Source organism: Mycobacterium sp. RTGN6 (assembly GCF_033804605.1).
Taxonomy (GTDB): domain Bacteria; phylum Actinomycetota; class Actinomycetes; order Mycobacteriales; family Mycobacteriaceae; genus Mycobacterium.
Window position 1 is genome coordinate 371,885 of the sequence record NZ_JAPZKZ010000006.1, and the last position, 18,089, is coordinate 389,973.

General features: G+C 68.4%; 20 protein-coding genes. 14 read left to right on the forward strand and 6 right to left on the reverse strand.

The features are described 5' to 3' along the window. Positions 1-63: 63 nt before the first annotated feature. The 4 genes from SLQ33_RS17425 to SLQ33_RS17440 all read left to right on the forward strand — a co-directional run bounded on the left by SLQ33_RS17425 (position 64) and on the right by SLQ33_RS17440 (position 3,567). Positions 64-618: a TetR/AcrR family transcriptional regulator gene (locus SLQ33_RS17425; RefSeq protein ID WP_319455082.1), complete on the forward strand. Its 555-nt coding sequence runs from the start codon at positions 64-66 to the stop codon at positions 616-618. A 15-nt stretch (positions 619-633) separates the two neighbouring features. Continuing rightward, positions 634-1,122 carry a glutathione peroxidase gene (locus SLQ33_RS17430; RefSeq protein WP_319455083.1) on the forward strand — a complete coding sequence of 163 codons (489 nt, stop codon included), beginning with the start codon at positions 634-636 and terminating at the stop codon, positions 1,120-1,122. Between the two features lie 75 nt (positions 1,123-1,197). Continuing rightward, positions 1,198-1,899, forward strand: coding sequence for a DUF2334 domain-containing protein (locus tag SLQ33_RS17435; RefSeq protein ID WP_319455084.1), 702 nt, complete (start codon positions 1,198-1,200; stop codon positions 1,897-1,899). Between the two features lie 24 nt (positions 1,900-1,923). Further along, on the forward strand, positions 1,924-3,567 hold the full coding sequence (locus tag SLQ33_RS17440) for an FAD-binding dehydrogenase (RefSeq protein WP_319455085.1): 1,644 nt from the start codon (positions 1,924-1,926) through the stop codon (positions 3,565-3,567). Here the strand turns inward: SLQ33_RS17440 and SLQ33_RS17445 are convergent. Then, entirely contained in the window at positions 3,564-4,217 is a 654-nt protein-coding gene (locus SLQ33_RS17445) for an MBL fold metallo-hydrolase (protein WP_319455086.1), read from the reverse strand. The two genes, SLQ33_RS17440 and SLQ33_RS17445, sit on opposite strands and share 4 nt — an antisense overlap. 75 nt (positions 4,218-4,292) lie before the next feature. Between SLQ33_RS17445 and purS the strand changes: the two genes are divergently transcribed. Next, positions 4,293-4,532, forward strand: a complete 240-nt coding sequence (gene purS / locus SLQ33_RS17450) for a phosphoribosylformylglycinamidine synthase subunit PurS (RefSeq protein WP_319455087.1) — start codon at positions 4,293-4,295, stop codon at positions 4,530-4,532. After that, a complete protein-coding gene (gene purQ, locus SLQ33_RS17455; RefSeq protein ID WP_319455088.1) occupies positions 4,529-5,203 on the forward strand; it encodes a phosphoribosylformylglycinamidine synthase subunit PurQ in 675 nt (224 codons plus the stop codon). The genes purS and purQ overlap by 4 nt, the downstream gene beginning before the upstream one ends. A gap of 5 nt (positions 5,204-5,208) precedes the next feature. Here purQ and SLQ33_RS17460 read toward each other — a convergent pair whose 3' ends face one another. From SLQ33_RS17460 to SLQ33_RS17470, 3 genes are all read right to left on the reverse strand, one after another. Further along, positions 5,209-5,958: a glucose 1-dehydrogenase gene (locus SLQ33_RS17460; protein WP_319455089.1), complete on the reverse strand. Its 750-nt coding sequence runs from the start codon at positions 5,956-5,958 to the stop codon at positions 5,209-5,211. A gap of 150 nt (positions 5,959-6,108) precedes the next feature. After that, complete coding sequence (locus SLQ33_RS17465) at positions 6,109-6,906, reverse strand: family 1 encapsulin nanocompartment shell protein (protein WP_319455090.1); 798 nt, start codon at positions 6,904-6,906, stop codon at positions 6,109-6,111. Further along, positions 6,903-7,925, reverse strand: a complete 1,023-nt coding sequence (locus SLQ33_RS17470) for a Dyp-type peroxidase (protein ID WP_319455091.1) — start codon at positions 7,923-7,925, stop codon at positions 6,903-6,905. The genes SLQ33_RS17465 and SLQ33_RS17470 overlap by 4 nt, the downstream gene beginning before the upstream one ends. Positions 7,926-7,975: 50 nt before the next feature. Here SLQ33_RS17470 and SLQ33_RS17475 point away from each other — a divergent pair, with 50 nt between their 5' ends. The 8 genes from SLQ33_RS17475 to SLQ33_RS17510 all read left to right on the forward strand — a co-directional run bounded on the left by SLQ33_RS17475 (position 7,976) and on the right by SLQ33_RS17510 (position 16,426). Continuing rightward, a complete protein-coding gene (locus SLQ33_RS17475; RefSeq protein WP_319455092.1) occupies positions 7,976-9,232 on the forward strand; it encodes a M18 family aminopeptidase in 1,257 nt (418 codons plus the stop codon). Between the two features lie 15 nt (positions 9,233-9,247). Continuing rightward, positions 9,248-9,598: a VOC family protein gene (locus tag SLQ33_RS17480; protein ID WP_319455093.1), complete on the forward strand. Its 351-nt coding sequence runs from the start codon at positions 9,248-9,250 to the stop codon at positions 9,596-9,598. Positions 9,599-9,702: 104 nt separating this feature from the next. Beyond that, positions 9,703-10,125 (forward strand): ester cyclase, encoded by a 423-nt coding sequence (locus tag SLQ33_RS17485; protein WP_319455094.1) that lies wholly within the window; start codon positions 9,703-9,705, stop codon positions 10,123-10,125. Between the two features lie 4 nt (positions 10,126-10,129). Continuing rightward, positions 10,130-10,741 carry a TetR/AcrR family transcriptional regulator gene (locus SLQ33_RS17490; RefSeq protein ID WP_319455095.1) on the forward strand — a complete coding sequence of 204 codons (612 nt, stop codon included), beginning with the start codon at positions 10,130-10,132 and terminating at the stop codon, positions 10,739-10,741. After that, positions 10,738-11,697 carry a GNAT family N-acetyltransferase gene (locus tag SLQ33_RS17495; protein ID WP_319455096.1) on the forward strand — a complete coding sequence of 320 codons (960 nt, stop codon included), beginning with the start codon at positions 10,738-10,740 and terminating at the stop codon, positions 11,695-11,697. The genes SLQ33_RS17490 and SLQ33_RS17495 overlap by 4 nt, the downstream gene beginning before the upstream one ends. A gap of 63 nt (positions 11,698-11,760) precedes the next feature. Then, positions 11,761-14,058, forward strand: a complete 2,298-nt coding sequence (purL, locus tag SLQ33_RS17500) for a phosphoribosylformylglycinamidine synthase subunit PurL (RefSeq protein WP_319455097.1) — start codon at positions 11,761-11,763, stop codon at positions 14,056-14,058. Then, on the forward strand, positions 14,055-15,779 hold the full coding sequence (locus tag SLQ33_RS17505; protein WP_319455098.1) for an alpha/beta hydrolase: 1,725 nt from the start codon (positions 14,055-14,057) through the stop codon (positions 15,777-15,779). The genes purL and SLQ33_RS17505 overlap by 4 nt, the downstream gene beginning before the upstream one ends. After that, a complete protein-coding gene (locus SLQ33_RS17510; protein WP_319455099.1) occupies positions 15,779-16,426 on the forward strand; it encodes a CPBP family intramembrane glutamic endopeptidase in 648 nt (215 codons plus the stop codon). Before SLQ33_RS17505 ends, SLQ33_RS17510 begins: the two co-directional genes overlap by 1 nt. On the opposite strand, the gene SLQ33_RS17515 is transcribed toward SLQ33_RS17510, so the two are convergent. Beyond that, positions 16,402-16,824: a PPOX class F420-dependent oxidoreductase gene (locus tag SLQ33_RS17515; protein ID WP_319455100.1), complete on the reverse strand. Its 423-nt coding sequence runs from the start codon at positions 16,822-16,824 to the stop codon at positions 16,402-16,404. The genes SLQ33_RS17510 and SLQ33_RS17515 overlap by 25 nt on opposite strands. A 41-nt stretch (positions 16,825-16,865) precedes the next feature. Next, positions 16,866-18,086 (reverse strand): MCE family protein, encoded by a 1,221-nt coding sequence (locus tag SLQ33_RS17520; RefSeq protein ID WP_319455101.1) that lies wholly within the window; start codon positions 18,084-18,086, stop codon positions 16,866-16,868. Positions 18,087-18,089: the final 3 nt, after the last annotated feature.

Here is an 18,089-nt window from a genome sequence, read left to right on the forward strand (position 1 = left end):
AGTGACAAGATGACGGTATCAACAATCTAGCCGATGTCAAGATTCCTTGGCTATGCTGGGTCGATGAGCAGGGACTCCTACCACCACGGCGACCTCAAGGCGGCGATCCTGAGCCAGGCCGCCACGCTGGTGGCCGAACGCGGCGCCGACGGGATCTCGCTGCGCGAACTCGCCCGCGCGGCCGGCGTCTCGCACGCCGCTCCCGCGCACCACTTCACCGATCGGCGTGGGTTGTTCACGGCGTTGGCGACCGAGGGGTTTGGACTGCTGGCCGCTGCGCTCACCGACGCAAGGCCCCAGTTCGTCGACGCCGCGCGAGCCTACGTGCGGTTCGCCCTCGACCATCCCGGTCACTACGAAGTGATGTGGGACCGCTCGCTCTACGACGCCGCCGATCCGGCACTGAGCGCTGCCGAAGCCGCTGCGGGCGCGGAGCTCAGCCGCGGCGTCGGAACGCTCGCCGACTCCAAGGCCAAGGCCGACCCCGACGGCGCGGCGCTCGCGGCATGGTCACTGGTGCACGGCTTTTCGCTGCTCTGGCTCAACGGCGCGGTGGACACCACGGCTGATCCGATCGCCGGCATCGAGCGCCTCGCGCTGATCCTTTTCGACGGCTAGCGTAGCGTCGCGCTCATGAGCATCCGGACCATCGCCCTGACCACCCTCGACGGCAAGCCGACCACACTGGCCGAATTGTCCGACGGCGCAACGCTGGTCGTCAACGTCGCCTCAAAGTGTGGGTTGACTCCGCAGTACACGGCGTTGGAGCAGCTGGCGAAGGACTACGGCGACCGCGGGCTCACCGTCGTCGGCGTTCCGTGCAACCAGTTCATGGGCCAAGAGCCGGGCACCGCCGACGAGATCCAGGAGTTCTGCTCGACGACCTACGGGGTGACGTTCCCGCTGCTGGAGAAGATCGACGTCAACGGCGCCGACCGGCACCCGCTGTACGCCGAGCTCACCAAGGCCACCGACGCCGAAGGGGAGTCGGGCGACATCCAATGGAACTTCGAGAAGTTCCTGGTCGCGCCCGGTGGCAACGTGGTCAGTCGGTTCCGCCCGCGCACCGAGCCCGACGCGCCCGAGGTGATCAGCGCCATCGAGGCCGTGCTGCCTCGCTAGCCGCAACACCGGATGGTCAACTCCCGCCCACGTGTCTGAAACCTCTTGCACACCTGGAGTTGCCATACTGCCGGCGTGGGAGCACTGATCGTCTCGATCTCCGGGATCAGGGACCGCACGCTCGACGAGGTCGCCGCGTTTCGGGCCGAACTCGCGGCCCGCAACGTGCCGGCCTCCCTGCTGGTCGCGCCACGCCTGAAGGGCGGCTACCGGCTCGACCAGGACGCGTTCACCGTCGAATGGTTGACCCGCCAACGCGCCGCCGGTGACGCCGTCGTGCTGCACGGATACGACGAGGCGGCCACCAAGAAACTCCGCAGCGAGTTCGCGACGCTGCAGGCACACGAAGCCAACCTGCGCCTGATGGGCGCCGACCGGGTGCTCGAACACCTGGGCCTGCGCACCCGGCTGTTCGCGGCGCCGGGCTGGACGGTCTCGCAAGGCACCGTTACGGTGCTGCCGCGCAACGGCTTCCGACTTCTGGTCGGCCTCAGCGGGATCACCGACCTCGTCCGCGACACGGCGCTGCGGGCGCGGGTGCTCGGCATCGGCGAGGGGTTCCTGACCGAGCCGTGGTGGTGTCGAACCCTGGTGTTGTCGGCCGAACGCACCGCGCGCCGGGCCGGCACCGTGCGCGTCGCCGTATCGGCGGGACAGCTGCGCAGACCGGGTCCGCACCAGGCGCTGCTCGACGCCATCGACTTGGCGCTCATGCACAACTGCACGCCGACGGTGTACCGGTGGGAGCCGAACAACGCGCTGACAGACGCCGCCTGAGTTTCGGAGGCTAACGTCGGTCCCATGGCTGAGGCTGACGTGATCGTGGTCGGAGCGGGATTGGCTGGGCTGGTCGCCGCATGCGAGGTCGTCGACGGGGGTCGTTCGGTGCTCATCGTCGACCAGGAGAACGCCGCCAACCTGGGCGGACAGGCGTACTGGTCCTTCGGCGGGCTGTTCTTCGTCGACAGCCCCGAACAGCGCAGGCTCGGTATCAAGGACAGTCACGAGCTCGCCCTGCAGGACTGGATGGGCACCGCAGGCTTCGACCGTCCCGAAGACCATTGGCCGCGGCAGTGGGCAACCGCCTACGTCGACTTCGCGGCAGGTGAGAAGCGCAGCTGGCTGCGCGAACGCGGGTTGCAGACGTTCGCGCTCGTCGGCTGGGCCGAACGCGGCGGGTACGACGCCCGCGGGCACGGCAACTCGGTGCCTCGGTTTCACATCACCTGGGGGACGGGGCCCGCGATCGTCGACGTGTTCGCGCGTCGGCTCCTGACCCATCCCAAGGTCAGTTTCGCCCACCGCCACCGCGTCGACGAACTCGTCGTCGAGCAGGGCGCGGTGACCGGGGTGCGCGGCGCGGTGCTCGAGCCGACGTCGGCCGCTCGCGGGGTGGCGTCGTCGCGAACCACCGTCGGCGACTTCGACTTTCGCGCTCAGGCCGTCGTCGTCGCCAGTGGCGGCATCGGCGGCAACCACGACCTGGTGCGCAAGAACTGGCCCGCCCGCATGGGTCGGGTGCCCGGCCAGCTGCTGTCCGGGGTGCCCGAGCACGTCGACGGGCGGATGCTCGGGATCAGCGAAGCCGCGGGCGCCCACCTGATCAACGGCGACCGCATGTGGCACTACACCGAGGGCATCACCAACTACGACCCCATCTGGCCCAAGCACGGCATCCGCATCCTGCCCGGCCCGTCGTCACTGTGGCTGGATGCGACCGGAAGGCGTTTGCCCGCACCGCTTTACCCCGGCTTCGACACCCTCGGGACGCTCGAGTACATCGCGAAGACTGGATACGACTACACGTGGTTCGTGCTCAACGCCCGCATCATCGCCAAGGAGTTCGGGCTGTCCGGTCAGGAGCAGAACCCCGACCTCACCGGTCGCAGCGTGCGGCAGGTGCTGGCCCGAATCAAGCCGGGTGCCCCGGCGCCCGTCCAACGCTTCGTGGACCAGGGCGTCGACTTCGTCAGCGCGGATACGTTGCGGGACCTCGTCGCCAAGATGAACACGGTGCCCGACGTCGAACCGTTGGACTACGACGCCGTCGAAGCCGAGGTCACCGCGCGCGATCGCGAGGTGGCTAACTCCTACTCCAAGGACAGTCAGCTCACGGCGATTCGCGGCGCGCGCAACTACTTCGCCGACCGAGTGGCCCGCGTCGTCGCGCCGCACCGGATCACCGACCCGAAGGCGGGTCCGCTGATCGCGGTGAAACTGCACATCCTGACCCGGAAGTCGTTGGGCGGCTTGGAGACCGACCTCGACTCCCGGGTGCTGCGAGCCGACGGTGCGGCGCTGCCGGGGCTCTACGCGGCGGGGGAGGCGGCGGGCTTCGGCGGCGGCGGGGTGCACGGCTACCGCTCGCTCGAGGGCACGTTCCTCGGCGGGTGCGTGTTCTCCGGACGCGCGGCAGGCCGGGCCGCCGCGCGCGACGTCGGCTAGAAGGCCGTGCCGGTCTCCTCGGCGAGCACCCGGAAGTCGGTATCGGTCATTTCGGAGAGCCGGCCGTAGTAGATGCCGCGGGCGGCAGGATCGATGATGCCCTGATGGATTGGCACCGCACGTGTCGGCGCCACGGCCCGCAGGTAGTCGACGGCTTCGGAGATCTTCATCCACGGTGCCGCCGCAGGGGTGGCCAGGACGTCAACGGGTTCGCCCGGGTTGAACAATGCGTCGCCCGGGTGCATCAGCCGCGCGGGGTGGTCGCCGTCGCCGATGAGGTACGAGATGTTGTCGATCGTCGGGATGTCCGGGTGGATCACCGCGTGCGTGCCGCCGACGCCGCGGACCGCGAGGTGACCGACGGCGAACGCGTCGCCGGCATGGACCGCCTGCCACCGCCCGCCAAGCTGCGCCGCCGTCATGGGGTCGGCGTACAGCGCCGCCTGCGGGTTGGCGTCGAGCAGCGCGGGCAGCCGTGCGGTGTCCGCGTGGTCGGGGTGCTGGTGGGTGATCAGGATCGCCGACAGTCCGGTGATGCCCTCGAAGCCATGCGAGAAGGTGCCAGGGTCGAACAGCACGGTGGTGTCGCCGCCGGTACCGTCGGGGAGGCTGGCCAGCAGGCACGAATGGCCGAAATGCGTCAATTGCATGGCTCCATTCTGCTCGGTGCCCGCGCCGGTAGAGTCATGCCCGACCGAATCGCCGTCAACAGGCAAGGAGTGCCCGTGGCCCGGGTCGTAGTCCACGTCATGCCCAAGGCCGAGATCCTCGACCCCCAGGGTCAGGCCATCGTCGGCGCACTGGGCCGGCTCGGCCATGCCGGGATCTCAGATGTCCGCCAAGGCAAGCGGTTTGAACTCGAAGTCGACGACAGCGTCTCCGACGCGACGCTCGAGGAGATCGCCGAGTCGCTGCTCGCCAACACCGTCATCGAGGACTGGTCCGTGCACCGGGAGTCGGAATGAGCGCGCGCGTCGGGGTCATCACGTTCCCCGGCACCCTCGACGACGTCGACGCCGCGCGCGCCGCGCGGGCCGTCGGCGCCGAATCCGTCAACCTGTGGCACGCCGACGCCGACCTGAAGGGCGTCGACGCCGTGATCGTGCCCGGCGGGTTCTCCTACGGCGACTATCTGCGCTGCGGCGCCATCGCCAAGTTCGCGCCCGTCATGGGCGAGGTGGTCGCGGCGGCGGGACGTGGCATGCCAGTGCTGGGGATCTGCAACGGTTTTCAGGTGCTGTGCGAGACGGGACTGCTGCCGGGCGCGCTGGCGCGCAACGCCGGGCTGCACTTCGTCTGCAAGGACATCTGGCTGGAGGTGGCGTCCAACTCGTCGGCGTGGAGTTCCCGCTACGAGCAGGGCGCCGACATCCTCGTTCCGTTGAAGTCGGGCGAGGGTCGCTACGTGGCGTCAGAGGCGGTGCTCGACGAACTCGAGGGCGAGGGCCGCGTGGTGTTCCGGTACCGCGACAACCCCAACGGATCGCTGCGCGACATCGCGGGGGTCGCTTCGGCCAACGGCCGCGTGGTCGGGCTGATGCCACATCCCGAGCACGCGACCGAGGCGCTGACCGGCCCGTCCGACGACGGGCTGGGCTTGTTCTATTCGGCGCTGGACGCCGTACTAGCTGCGTAGCTTCTTCAGGCGGCGGGATTGATCGCCTTCGAGCCACCGCCGACGGTCAGGACCGCGCCGTTCACGTAGCTCGCGGCGGGGGAGGCGACGAACGTCACGACGTTCGCGATCTCGTCGGCCTCGGCGGTGCGGCCGAGCGTGGTGGTGCGGCCGAGCCCTTCGATCAACTCGACCGGAAATTCGGTCGTGCCCGGCGTCTGCGTCGGACCGGGGGCGACGGCGTTGACCCGGACACCCGCTGCGCCGAACTCGTCGGCCCACAGTTTGGTGAGCAGCTCGAGCGCTGCCTTGCTTGCGCCGTAGATGCCCGCGCCCGCGGCCGGGGTAGAGGCCGCGACGGTCGTCACGTTGATCACGGAGCCCTGACCACGCTCGACCATGCCCGGAACCAGCTTCTGGACGAGCAGGTACGGCGCGCGCAGGTTGGTGTTCAGCTGGTCGTCGAAGTCGGCGTCGGTGGTGTCGAACGTCGGCGCGAAGCGGTAGATGCCCGCGTTGTTGACCAGGATGTCGACGGCGCCGGCCTCGTCGGCCAGTTGGCGTACGTCCGCGGCATTGGCGACGTCGGCGGCGATGAAACGTGCCTTGCCCCCGGCGTTTTCGATCTCTTGTACGGCCTTCGCGCCACGCTCGGCGTTGCGGCCGTGGACGATCACGTCGGCGCCTTCCGCGGCGAGCTGCTGCGCGATCGCGTAGCCGATGCCCGCCGTCGCTCCGGTGACGAGTGCGGTCTTGCCGGTGAGTGTGTTGGTCATGGGACTGTCCTCCAGGCGAAAGTCGAAGTGAAGTTTTCCTTCAACTCGCACAAGCCCCGTTACGTACCGTTTATTCCAGAACCGCTCTGGGTGACTTCGGCGCGCTCCCGCCCGCTGAGCGTCCGAAAACGCGCCGAAATCGCAGAGGCGCTAGGGGGCCAGCGCGACCGACGCCTCGGCGGTGTAGTTGAGGAAGGTCAGCGTCTCCTGCAGATACAGCTGCACGGTGTCGGCGTCGTGCGACAGGTAGCCGATCGAGACGTCGGTGCCCAGCTGCAGGTCGAAGTCGCCGCCGCGGGTCGACAGCACGAACGCGCCGTCGATCGCGGGCGCCCAGATGATCTCTCCGTCGATGAGCCGGTTGAGGTGCTCGCGGATCGGATAACCGTGTTCGGTGGTCTCGCTGACCTTGGTGTAGACGTCCGCGGACAGCAGTACGCAGTAGGGGCCGTCGACGCCGGCCAGCCGCAGCTCGGACAGCGCCTGTGCGATCACGTCGGGGATTTCCCGCGGATCGGCGGGCAGCGCGAGCGCCGGGTTGGAACTCGACTTGCGGATGCCGGCGATCGAGGCCGCCTCGTAGCCCTCGAAGATCGCCCGGTCCTCCGCGAACGCCAGCTTCTTGGCCGCGTCCTTCACCGGATCCCAGTCGGAGTCCTGAGCGCCGCGCTCCACGTCGTCGACGTCGATCCGCGCGATCGTGAACGGCACCCGCAACCGCACCAGCGGCCGGGCCTCCCGCAGGTGTGCCACGACACCATCGCCCGGCGCGGCCACGTCGAGCAGATGGCCGGTGCCGATCGCCGCCGTCACGGGTCCGCTCGGCTCGCTCACGTCGACGACGCGGCGTCCGGCGATGTGGCGCTTGAAGGTTCGGGTCGCCTCCTCCTCGATCTGGTCCCAAGCCTCGTCGGTGATCGGCGCCAGATCGCGGTAGAGATTGTTCATTGTGCTTGTCCTTTCAGGCTGCCAATCGACAGCGAACCGGCGTATGCAGGTGCGGGGGGAGCTGAGTCGGCCGCGGCGGCCTCGTCGCCGGGCAGCGGCGGCGGGTCGTCGAGGAAGTCGGCGGTCGGGGTGAAGAACATGGTGCCCGTGACCGCCGTGGAGAAGTCGAGGATGCGGTCGGTGTTGCCCGGCGGGTCGCCGATGAACATGTTGCGCAGCATCCGTTCGGTGACGGCGGCGGTGCGCGAGTATCCGATGTAGTACGTGCCGAACTCCGCCCTGCCGATCTCGCCGAACGGCATGTTGTGCCGCAGGATCTTTAGCTCGTTGCCGTCGTCGTCCTCGATGACGTTGAGCGCGACGTGGGAATTGGCCGGCTTGACGGCGTCGTCGAGTTCGATGTCGTCCAGCTTCGTGCGGCCGATCGTGCGCTCCTGCTCCTCGACGGACAGCGAGTTCCACGACGTCATGTCGTGCAGATAGCGCTGCACGTGTACGTAGCAGCCGCCGGCGAAGTCGGGGTCCTCGTCGCCGATCTGGGTGGCGTGCACCCGCGGCGGCCCGTCGGGGTTCTCGGTGCCGTCGACGAAGCCCAGCAGGTCGCGGTTGTCGAAGAACTTGAAGCCGTGCACCTCGTCGACGACGCTGACGGCACCGAACGCGTCGACGAGCTTGCCCGCGAGCTCGAAGCAGACGTCGAGCGATTCCGCGCGAAGGTGGAGCAGCAGATCCCCCGGAGTGGACGGGGCGTGGTGGCGCGGACCGTCGAGCGCGGGGAATGGGTGCAATTCGGCAGGCCGGGGACCGGAGAACAGCCGATCCCACGCATCGGAGCCGATCGACACGACTGCCGAGAGGTTCTTGGCGGGATCGCGGAAACCGATGGCGCGCACCAGACCCGAGACGTCGGACAGTGCGTCGTGCACCTCCTGCTCGCCGCCTTCGTCGATGCTGGCGACCAGGAAGATGGCTGCCGGAGTCAACGGCGCCAGCACCGGCTGCGGCGATGGATCAGGCACAACTGGACCCTAGCGCGACGGCTGCCGAAAACTCCCGTCAAGATGGAAAGATGGCAGCTAGCCCCCAGAGTCTCTGCGAGTTCATCGACGCGTCCCCTTCGCCCTTCCACGTGTGCGTCACCGTTGCGCAGCGGCTGAGCGAGGCGGGCTTCACCGAACTCGCCGAATCCGACGCCTGGCCGGGCGACGCCGGGGACTACTTCACCGTGCGGGCCGGCTCACTGGTGGCGTGGCGAGCAGCCGACGCCGGGGCCCCCTTCCGAATCGTCGGCGGCCACACCGACAGCCCCAATCTGCGGGTCAAGCAGAATCCCGACCGCTTCGTCAGCGGCTGGCAGGTCGTGGCGCTCGAGCCCTACGGCGGTGCGTGGCTGAACTCCTGGCTGGACCGCGACCTCGGCATCAGCGGCCGCCTCTCGATCCGCAAAGGCAACGCCGTCGAGCACGTCCTGGTCAAGGTCGACGACCCGATCCTTCGGGTGCCGCAGCTGGCCATCCACCTGGCCGAGGACCGCAAGGCCGTTGAACTGAACCCGCAGCGTCACGTCAACGCCGTGTGGGGTGTCGGGGTCGGGGCGCGCTCCTTCATCGGCTACGTCGCCGAACGCGCCGACGTCGACCCGGACGCCGTGCTCGCCGCCGACCTGATGACCCACGACCTCACCCCGGCGACGCTCGTCGGCGCCCAACGCGAACTGGTCAGCGCGCCGCGGCTGGACAATCAAGGCACTTGCTACGCCGGGCTCGAGGCCTTCCTGGCCGCCGAAGCGCGGGACCACGTGCCGGTGTTGGCGCTGTTCGACCACGAAGAGGTCGGCTCGACGTCCGCTCACGGGGCCCAGTCCGACCTGCTGCTGACGGTGCTCGAGCGCATCACGCTTGCCGCGGGCGGCACCCGCGAGGACTTCCTGCGCAGGTTGCCCGGGTCGATGGTGGCCTCTGGCGACATGGCGCACGCCACCCATCCGAACTACCCCGACCGGCACGAGCCGAGCCACCTCATCGAGGTCAACGCGGGGCCGGTGCTGAAGGTGCAGCCCAACCTGCGCTACGCGACCGACGGGCGCACCGCGGCGGCGTTCCAGCTGGCCTGCGACCAGGCCGGGGTGCCACTGCAGCGCTACGAGCACCGCGCCGACCTGCCGTGTGGCTCGACGATCGGCCCGATGACGTCGGCCCGCACCGGCATTCCGACGGTCGACGTCGGAGCCGCACAGCTGGCCATGCACTCGGCGCGCGAGTTGATGGGCGCCGACGACGTCGCCTCCTATTCACGGGCATTGCAGGCGTTCATGTCACCGGGCTGAGCTAGCGTCGCGATCATGGCGATAACCGTGGAATCCTTCACCTTCGACTGCGCCGATCCCGACGCCCTGGCGGCGTGGTGGGCCGCCGCCGCTGGCGGCACCGTGAATCCCGTCGTGCCGGGAGAGTTCGTCCTCGTCGCTCGCGAGGGCGCACCCAACCTGGCCTTCCAGCACGTGCCCGACCCGACGCCGGGCAAGAACAAGGCGCACGTCGATTTCTCGGCGTCCGATGTCGAGGCTGAGGTCGGCCGCCTGGTCGGGCTCGGCGCGTCCGAGACCGGCCGGCACAGCTTCGGCGACCAGTTCAACTGGGTAGTCCTGGCCGACCCCGAGGGCAACGCGTTCTGCATCGCCGCTGGCGGCTGATCTCACGACGCGACCCTCTGCGCGCTATGAGAAGTTCGTATTGACATGAGACTTGCATCTCATTACGGTTCACTCGTACAGCCCCGCCTATCCGAGGAACGACCATGGCACTCAGCCGCGCCGAGATGGACAAGAAGATCGACGAGCACTTCGCTTTCGAAGTCCGTGACGACGTCGAGGGTGTGCTGGCCACGCTCGCTTCCGATGCCGAGCACGACATCGTGGGCTCGCCGTTGGGGCCGACGCGTGGACGCGAAGGGGCCCGCGACTTCTATGAGGGTCTCTTCGCTGACCTATCGGACAGCGAGTTCGAGACCATCCGCCGGTTGTACGGCGCGGATTTCCTCGTCGACGAATCCTTGTGGCGCGGGCGCGCACCGGGTACGCCGTTCGGGCTGGCCGGGAAGAACCGTCCGCTCGAGTTCCGGTTGTTGCACGTCGTCCAGTTCGCCGACGACGGCGAGATCCAACGGGAGAACGTGTGGATCGATTTGGCCGCGATCATCCAGCAACTTCCACAGGACTGACGTGATGGTCGCCGAAGAAGCGGGCCGCCCGAACCAGAAATCGCGCACCCGAAAGGACTTGCTTCAGGCCGCTTCTCGGCTAATGAAGCAAGGCCGCAGGTTCACGGTGGAGGACGTCGCCGAGGAGGCGCTGGTGTCCCGAGCGACGGCATATCGCTACTTCCCAAGCGTGGACATGCTGCTCGTCGAGGCGCCGCTCGACGGCGCGACGCCGAATCCCGAGGAGCTCTTCCGCGACGTGTCGTCGGACGATCCCGTCGAGCGCCTGGACCGCGTCGACACGGCAATGCACGAGATGACCGCCGCGAACGAGCCGGCACTTCGGCTGATGCTGGCCCACTCGGTGCAGCGCAGCGTCAACGGCGACGGAAGTGCCGAGTTTCCAGCCCGCCAGAACCGCCGCACGGCGTTGATAGAGGCAGCGTTGGCGCCGGCCCGCAAGCAATTCACGCCAGCGGCGCTGGACTCGTTGACGAAGGCGCTCGCGCTGGTCGTCGGGACGGAATCGATGGTGGTCTTCAAGGACGTGCTGCAGATGAACGACGACGAAGCGCACGAGATCAGGCGTTGGGCGATCCGCGCACTGGTCGAGGCCGCCAGGACGTCGGGCCGATGACCCCCACCACCGATCTCGACGTTGACGTTCGTCCGCTCCGGGAGGGCGACCTGAGCGCGGCCGACCACGTCGTGAGACTTGCGTTCGGCACGTTCCTGGGACTCGCGGAACCGGCGACGTTCATGGGCGACGCCGCCTTCGTGCATACCCGTTGGCGGACCGATCCGTCCGCCGCATTCGCGGCCGAGTACGGCGGACAGCTCGCGGGCTCGAACTTCGCCACCCAATGGGGGAGCGTCGGGTTCTTCGGTCCGTTGAGTGTTCGACCCGAGCTGTGGGATCGCGGCGTGGGACGTCGGCTCATGGAACCGGTGATGGATTGCTTTGCGGGCTGGCAGACCACGCACGCAGGTCTCTTCACCTTTGCGCAAAGTCAAAAGCACGTTGGCCTCTATCAACGGTTCGGGTTCTGGCCGAGGTTCTTGACCGCGGTCATGTCGAAAGCCGTTGGTACGACGAGCACTACGGCCAGGTACTCCCGCTTCTCCGACCTCACCGACGAAGACAGGCCGGCGGCGTTGGCCGTGTGCCGAGGCTTGACGGACGCCATCTTCGACGGGCTCGACGTCACGCGTGAGATCTGCGCAGTCGCCGATTACGACCTTGGCGACACCGTGTTGGTATGGAACGATTCCACGCTCGTCGGTGTCGCCATTTGTCATTGCGGACCCGGCACCGAGGCAGGCAGCGGAACGTGCTACGTCAAGTTCGGCGCTGTTCGTCCAGGTCCTCGCGCGGAGCGGTCTTTCCAGCACCTTCTGCACGCGGTCGAGCATTTCGCCGAAGCGCGGGCATTGCCTCGGTTGACCGCAGGCGTGAACACGAGTCGCCACGAGGCCTACCGCGCGATGTCGGCGTTCGGCTTTCGCACCGACATGCAGGGCATCGCCATGCACCGGCCCAACACCGATGGTTATAGCCGGGCTGGAGTGTTCGTGATCGACGACTGGCGGTGATCCACCTGGTGGGCGCGGCGGTGGCGCGCGAGCCAACGCCGCGCCTCGAACTAGACTGTCTTCGTGACGTCTGAGCTCACCCCGGAAATCGATACGGTGGAGCGGGCGGCCACCACTCCAGACCACCCGCAGCCGTTCCGCGAGCTTGGGCTGAAGGACGACGAGTACCAGCGCATCCGCGAGATCCTCGGGCGTCGGCCCACGGACGCCGAACTGGCCATGTACTCGGTGATGTGGAGCGAGCACTGCTCCTACAAGTCGTCCAAGGTGCACCTGCGCTACTTCGGCGAAACCACCACCGAGGCGATGCGCTCGACGATGCTTGCCGGCATCGGCGAGAACGCGGGCGTCGTCGACATCGGCGACGGCTGGGCCGTCACGTTCAAGGTCGAGTCCCACAACCACCCGTCGTACGTCGAGCCATATCAGGGCGCAGCCACCGGGGTCGGTGGCATCGTGCGCGACATCATGGCGATGGGCGCGCGTCCCGTGGCCGTCATGGACCAGCTGAGGTTCGGTGCGGCCGACGCCCCGGACACCCGCCGCGTGCTCGACGGCGTGGTGCGCGGCGTCGGTGGATACGGAAACTCCCTGGGGCTGCCCAACATTGGCGGCGAGACGGTGTTCGACGCGTGCTACGCCGGCAATCCGTTGGTGAACGCATTGTGCGTCGGAGCGCTGCGCAAGGAGGACCTGCACCTCGCGTTCGCCTCCGGCACGGGCAACAAGATCATCCTGTTCGGCGCGCGCACCGGACTCGACGGCATCGGCGGCGTTTCCGTGCTCGCGTCGGAGACGTTCGGTGGTGACGAGGGCGAAGGGCCGGGGCGCAAGAAGTTGCCCAGCGTGCAGGTCGGCGACCCGTTCATGGAGAAGGTGCTCATCGAGTGCTGTCTCGAGCTCTACGCCGCCGGGATCGTCATCGGCATCCAGGACCTCGGCGGTGCCGGACTGTCCTGCGCCACCTCGGAACTCGCGTCCGCCGGCGACGGGGGCATGGCGATCGAGCTCGACAAAGTCCCGCTGCGGGCCAAGTACATGACGCCTGCCGAGGTGCTCTCCAGCGAATCCCAGGAACGCATGTGCGCGGTTGTCGCCCCGGACAACGTCGAGAAGTTCATGGCCGTGTGCCGCAAGTGGGAGGTGCTCGCCACCGTCATCGGTGAGGTGACCGATGGCGAACACCTCCAGATCACCTGGCACGGCGAGACCGTCGTCGACGTCCCGCCGCGCACGGTGGCCCACGAAGGGCCGGTATACGAGCGCCCCGTCGCCCGCCCCGACAGCCAGGACGCGCTCAACGCCGACACCACGGCCGACCTGCCGCGCCCGAAGACGGGCGACGAGCTTCGCGCCACTCTGCTTGCGCTGCTTGGCAGTCCGCACCTGTGCAGTCGCGCCTTCATCACCGAGCAGTACGACCGCTACGTGCGCGGCAACACCGTGCTCGCCGAACATGCCGACGGCGGAGTGCTGCGCATCGACGAGGAGACGGGCCGCGGCATCGCGGTGTCCACCGACGCGTCGGGGCGCTACACGGCGCTGGACCCGTACGCCGGGGCGCAGCTGGCGCTCGCCGAGGCCTACCGCAACGTCGCGGTCACCGGGGCCACCCCGGTCGCGGTCACCAACTGCCTGAACTTCGGTTCGCCCGAAGACCCCAGTGTGATGTGGCAGTTCAGCCAAGCCGTCCGCGGGCTCGCCGATGGCTGTGTGGCGCTTGGCATTCCGGTCACTGGCGGCAACGTCAGCTTTTACAACCAGACCGGCACCACCGCCATCCACCCGACGCCGGTGGTGGGCGTGCTCGGGGTCTTGGAGGACGTGAAGCGGCGCATTCCTACCGCCTTCGGTACCGAGCCCGGCGAGTCGCTGATCCTGCTCGGTGACACCCGCGACGAGTTCGACGGCTCGATCTGGGCTCAGGTCACCGCCGACCACCTCGGCGGCCTGCCGCCCAAGGTCGACCTGGCTCGCGAACAGCTGCTGGCCGAGGTGCTGGCCGCTGGCTCGCGCGACGGGCTCGTCTCGGCCGCCCACGACCTGTCCGAGGGCGGGCTGGTCCAGGCAGTCGTCGAGGCGGCGCTCGCGGGGGAGACCGGCGTCCGCCTGGTGCTCCCCGAGAGTGCCGACCCGTTCGTCGCGCTGTTCTCCGAGTCCGCGGGAAGGGCGCTCGTCGCCGTGCCACGCACCGAGGAGAGCCGGTTCACGTCGATGTGCGAGGCGCGCGGGCTGCCCGCCGTCCGGATCGGCGTCGTCGACGAAGGCAGCGACACCATCGAGGTACAGGGGCTGTTCACCGTCCCGCTCGACGAACTGCGGAGCACGTCGGAGGGCGTGCTGCCCAGGCTGTTCGGGTGAGGGCTCCGGCCACTACTCGACATCCCCTCTTGCTGTGGGCCTGGGGCCAGGTCCGACTCGACTTCACCGGCTTCGCCGTCGGCGCGCTGTTCTTCTGCCTGTCGTTGACGCCTTCGCTGCTACCGCGGGACTGGCTGTTCGCCGGGCTGATCGGCGGGCTCAACGCCATGATCGGGTACGGGATCGGCGTCGTCATCGGAAAGGCCTTCCACCGCTTGGTACTTCACCATCGGGAGTGGTGGCCGCCGTCGAAGCGGGTGCTGTACTGGATGAAGGCGGCGGTCATCGCGACGGCCATCACCGCGGGCCTGCTGGTGCTCGTTCCCGCCGCCGCGTGGCAACGTCAGGTGTCCGCCCTGATGGGCATCGAGGGCCCTACCACGCTGGGCTACCTGCGCACCATGGTCGTCGCGATCGCCGTCGGCGCGGCCTGCCTCGGCGCGTCCCGCATCGTGCTCGACGCGATCAAGCTGTTGGCCCGCAGGCTGATCCGACGGTGGCACCTCCACCACGAGGTGGCGCTGGCCATCGGCACGGCGATCGTCGTCGTCGTGCTCGTCACGCTTATCAACGGCGTGCTCTACCGCGGTTTCCTGGCCGGCGCCAGTCGCGTCTTCCAGCCGCAGAACTCCGAAACTGGCGCGGACATCAGCCAGCCATTGTTCCCCGAACGATCTGGTAGCCCAAGGTCGTTGGCGCCCTGGGACACCCTGGGCTTTCAGGGCCGCAACTTCGTGGCATCCGGCCCTCGCGCCTCCGAACTCACCCGACTCAACGGACGGCCAGCCAAGGAGCCCATCCGCGTCTACGCGGGCCTGCAGACCGCCGACAGCGACCAGGCACGGATGGACGTCGTCGTCCGTGAACTGGAACGTACCGGCGCGTTCGACCGCAAGCTGCTCGTGATCATCCCCACCACCGGGACGGGTTGGGTCAATCCGGTCGCGGCCCGCGCCATCGAGACGATGTACAACGGCGACACCGCCCTGGTGGCCGTGCAGTATTCGTACCTGCCCAGCTGGATCTCGTTCCTCGGCGACCGGGAGAAGTCGGTCAAGTCCGGCCGACTGCTCGTCGACACCGTCCACGACAGTTGGGTGAAACTGCCTGTCGGCCAACGGCCCAAGCTCGTGCTCTACGGCGAGAGCCTCGGTTCGCTGGCCGGCCAGGGGGCCTTTCCGTGGCTGCCCGACATCGCGGCCATGGACTTCTCAGCCGTGCTGTGGGTGGGCCCGCCGCACGAGAGCTCGTTGTGGAGTGGGCTGGTGGCGCGCCGCGACCCGGGCACGCCGGAGGTGCAGCCGCGTTACGACGACGGACGCACCGTGCGGTTCAGTCAGGCCGCCGATGCCGCGGACATCGCCAGGATCGCCGCTGGGCCATGGGACGGCACCCGCGTGCTGTTCCTCCAACACGCGTCCGATCCCATCGTCTGGTGGTCGCCGAATCTGCTCTTCTCGCAACCGGATTGGCTGGACGAAGCGCCAGGAATCGATCGCACGGGTTCGATGCGGTGGTATCCGATCATCACCTTCTGGCAGGTGGGTGCGGACATGACCAACGCCAGCGGCGTCCCAGGCGGGCACGGTCACAACTACGGCTACTCGGTGCTGGATGGGTGGGCAGCGGTGGTGCCGCCCGACGGCTGGACACCCGCCGACACCGAACGCGTGCGGACGGCCATGGAAGCGTCCGAACGCGCAAACGGGCCAGATTACTAGTGCCCCGCAACGAAATCCGTGCGTTGACGGCCGCGGCGGGGTTGGTGGCGTGGAGTGGCCTGATCGCGCCGCGGATCCCGCCCCGCCTGCAGGTAGGGCTGCACGCCGCGTTGAGCGCGGCACTGGTCGTGTGCACCGGTGCCCCGCTTGGGCTGCGCCCGCCGGTGGTGTGGCACGGCCTGCGGCTCGGGCTGGGGGCGGCAACGGTGGTGTCCGTCGGCGTCGCGGTCTCGGCGCGCATCCCGCGGGTGCGTGCGGACATGGCCGCCCGCCAACTTCCCGAGTCCATCGGGGGTTGGCTCGCGATGCGCATCCCGCTGGGCACCGTGTGGTCGGAAGAGGCGGCGTACCGCGCCGCTCTTGGCGCCGTCGCCGCGGAGGCCTTCGGGCCAAGGTGGGGTCGGGTGCTGCAGGCGACCGCCTTCGGGTTGTCCCACGTACGTGACGCCAGGACGGTTGGGGAGCCCGTCGTGGGCACCGTGCTGGTGACGGGTGCCGCGGGTTGGGCCTTCGCATGGCTCTACGAACGGTCGGGAAGCTTGCTCGCGCCGATGCTGACCCATCTGGCGATCAACGAGGCGGGTGCGGTAGCCGCCATCGCGGTCCAGCGCGCCGGTCTGCGTCAGACGTTGCGCACGTCTGCCTGAAGCTGGTGGGGTTCCGTGTCCTGGTCGTCGATGCCGAAGGCGATGATGCGGCGTGGCGTGATCCGGATGATGGCGGTGTCGAGTTCGTCGCCGGCAGCACCCACCGCGGCCGCCTCTTGCGCCTGCTCGGCAGTGCCGCGGATCTCCAGGCACCGCACCCGCCACGGGTCGCGCGACACGATGTCGTCCACCACGAAGGCGACGTTCGGATTGGTCGCGAGGTTGCGAAACTTCTGGCTCTTGGACATGTGATAGCCCGCGACGTCGATGGTGCCGAGCGCCGCGTTGAAGGTGAATCCGACGGGGCTCACCTGGACGGTGCCGTTGGGCTGGACGGTGGCCAGCCGGCCGAGATCGGCGCCCGCCATGAAGTCGAGCTCGTGCTGTTTGAACGTCATGCCCGCCACGCTATGACCTCAATGAAACTTGAGGTCAACCGTCACGGGTTGATGGTGTTCTCGCCGACCTGGCGGCCCCACACGTAGTCGATGAACATCGGCGAGCCGAGCTCGACGTGGTTGTACGGAGCGATGTTGATTCCGGTGTCCATCACCAGGTACGGAAACGGGTACAACTCCGGGGTCACCTTCTGCCAGCACCCGGGCCGTCCCTCGGGTCCGCCGTGCGCGTTGACGCGAGGCAGGTTGTCCGGATACACGTACGCGTTCGGCGCGCCGAAGCCGAGGATGGTTCCGTACTGATTCAGCGAGTACCCGTTTCCGCCCAGCGTTCTGGCAACCAGCGGTTGCACGTCGTGGAAGTTGCGGGTCGTGCAGAGGATCATGCCGCGGTAGTCGTCGAGCAGTTTGGTCGTCGGTACGAGGTCGGCGGCGCCGCGCACCAGGTACGGCCCGCCGCGCTCGATGCTGTCGGCCGCGGTGTTGCCGAAGCCGACCGCCGCCATCAGCACGGCGTCCACGTTGGCGCGCTCGTCGTTCAGCGTGCGCGCGGTGGACACCGCGGACTCCAGCCCGCTCCAGAGGTCGGGGGAGGCGTCCGCGTAGACGTCGGCCAGCCCTGCGCTCTGCACGATGTCGTTGCGCAGCTGCGGCATCCGCGGGTTCAGGTCGTCGAGGATCACGTTCGCGTGCTCGAGCGACCGCCCGAACCCGTCACCAAGCCCGGACAGCGCCTCCGCGGCGGCCGTCAGCGTCGCGTTGAGCTTGACCGGGTCGACCTTCTCGGCGAGGGCCATGACCGTCTCGAACAGTGTGTTGAATTCCGTGGTGACCGACTGCGCCGGGATCACCGCGTCGGGCGAAATGGGTTCAGGCGATGGGTGTTCCGGCGAACTGAAGGCGACGTACTTGTTCCCGAACACGGTGCTGGCGCGGATGTCGGCCAGCACGTTCGACGGGATCAGGTGAAGGTAGGTCGGATCGACCTCGAGGCTCACCATGGCCTGCTGACCGTCGTCGCGCGGCGTGGTCGCGATACCGGTGACCCGACCGATCTCCACGCCGTTGAACGTGACCTTCGACCCGGGATCGACCACCAGACCCGCGCGCGAGGACACCACCGTCAGCAGCTCGCGCGGCGTGAACGTGCCCCGGAACTGCGTATAGATCAACGCGGCCACCCCGGCGATGACGACCAGGAAAATCGCTCCGGCGACCTTGTACGGCGGCGCGTGGCGGTCGAACGTCGGTCTCGGGGACATTTC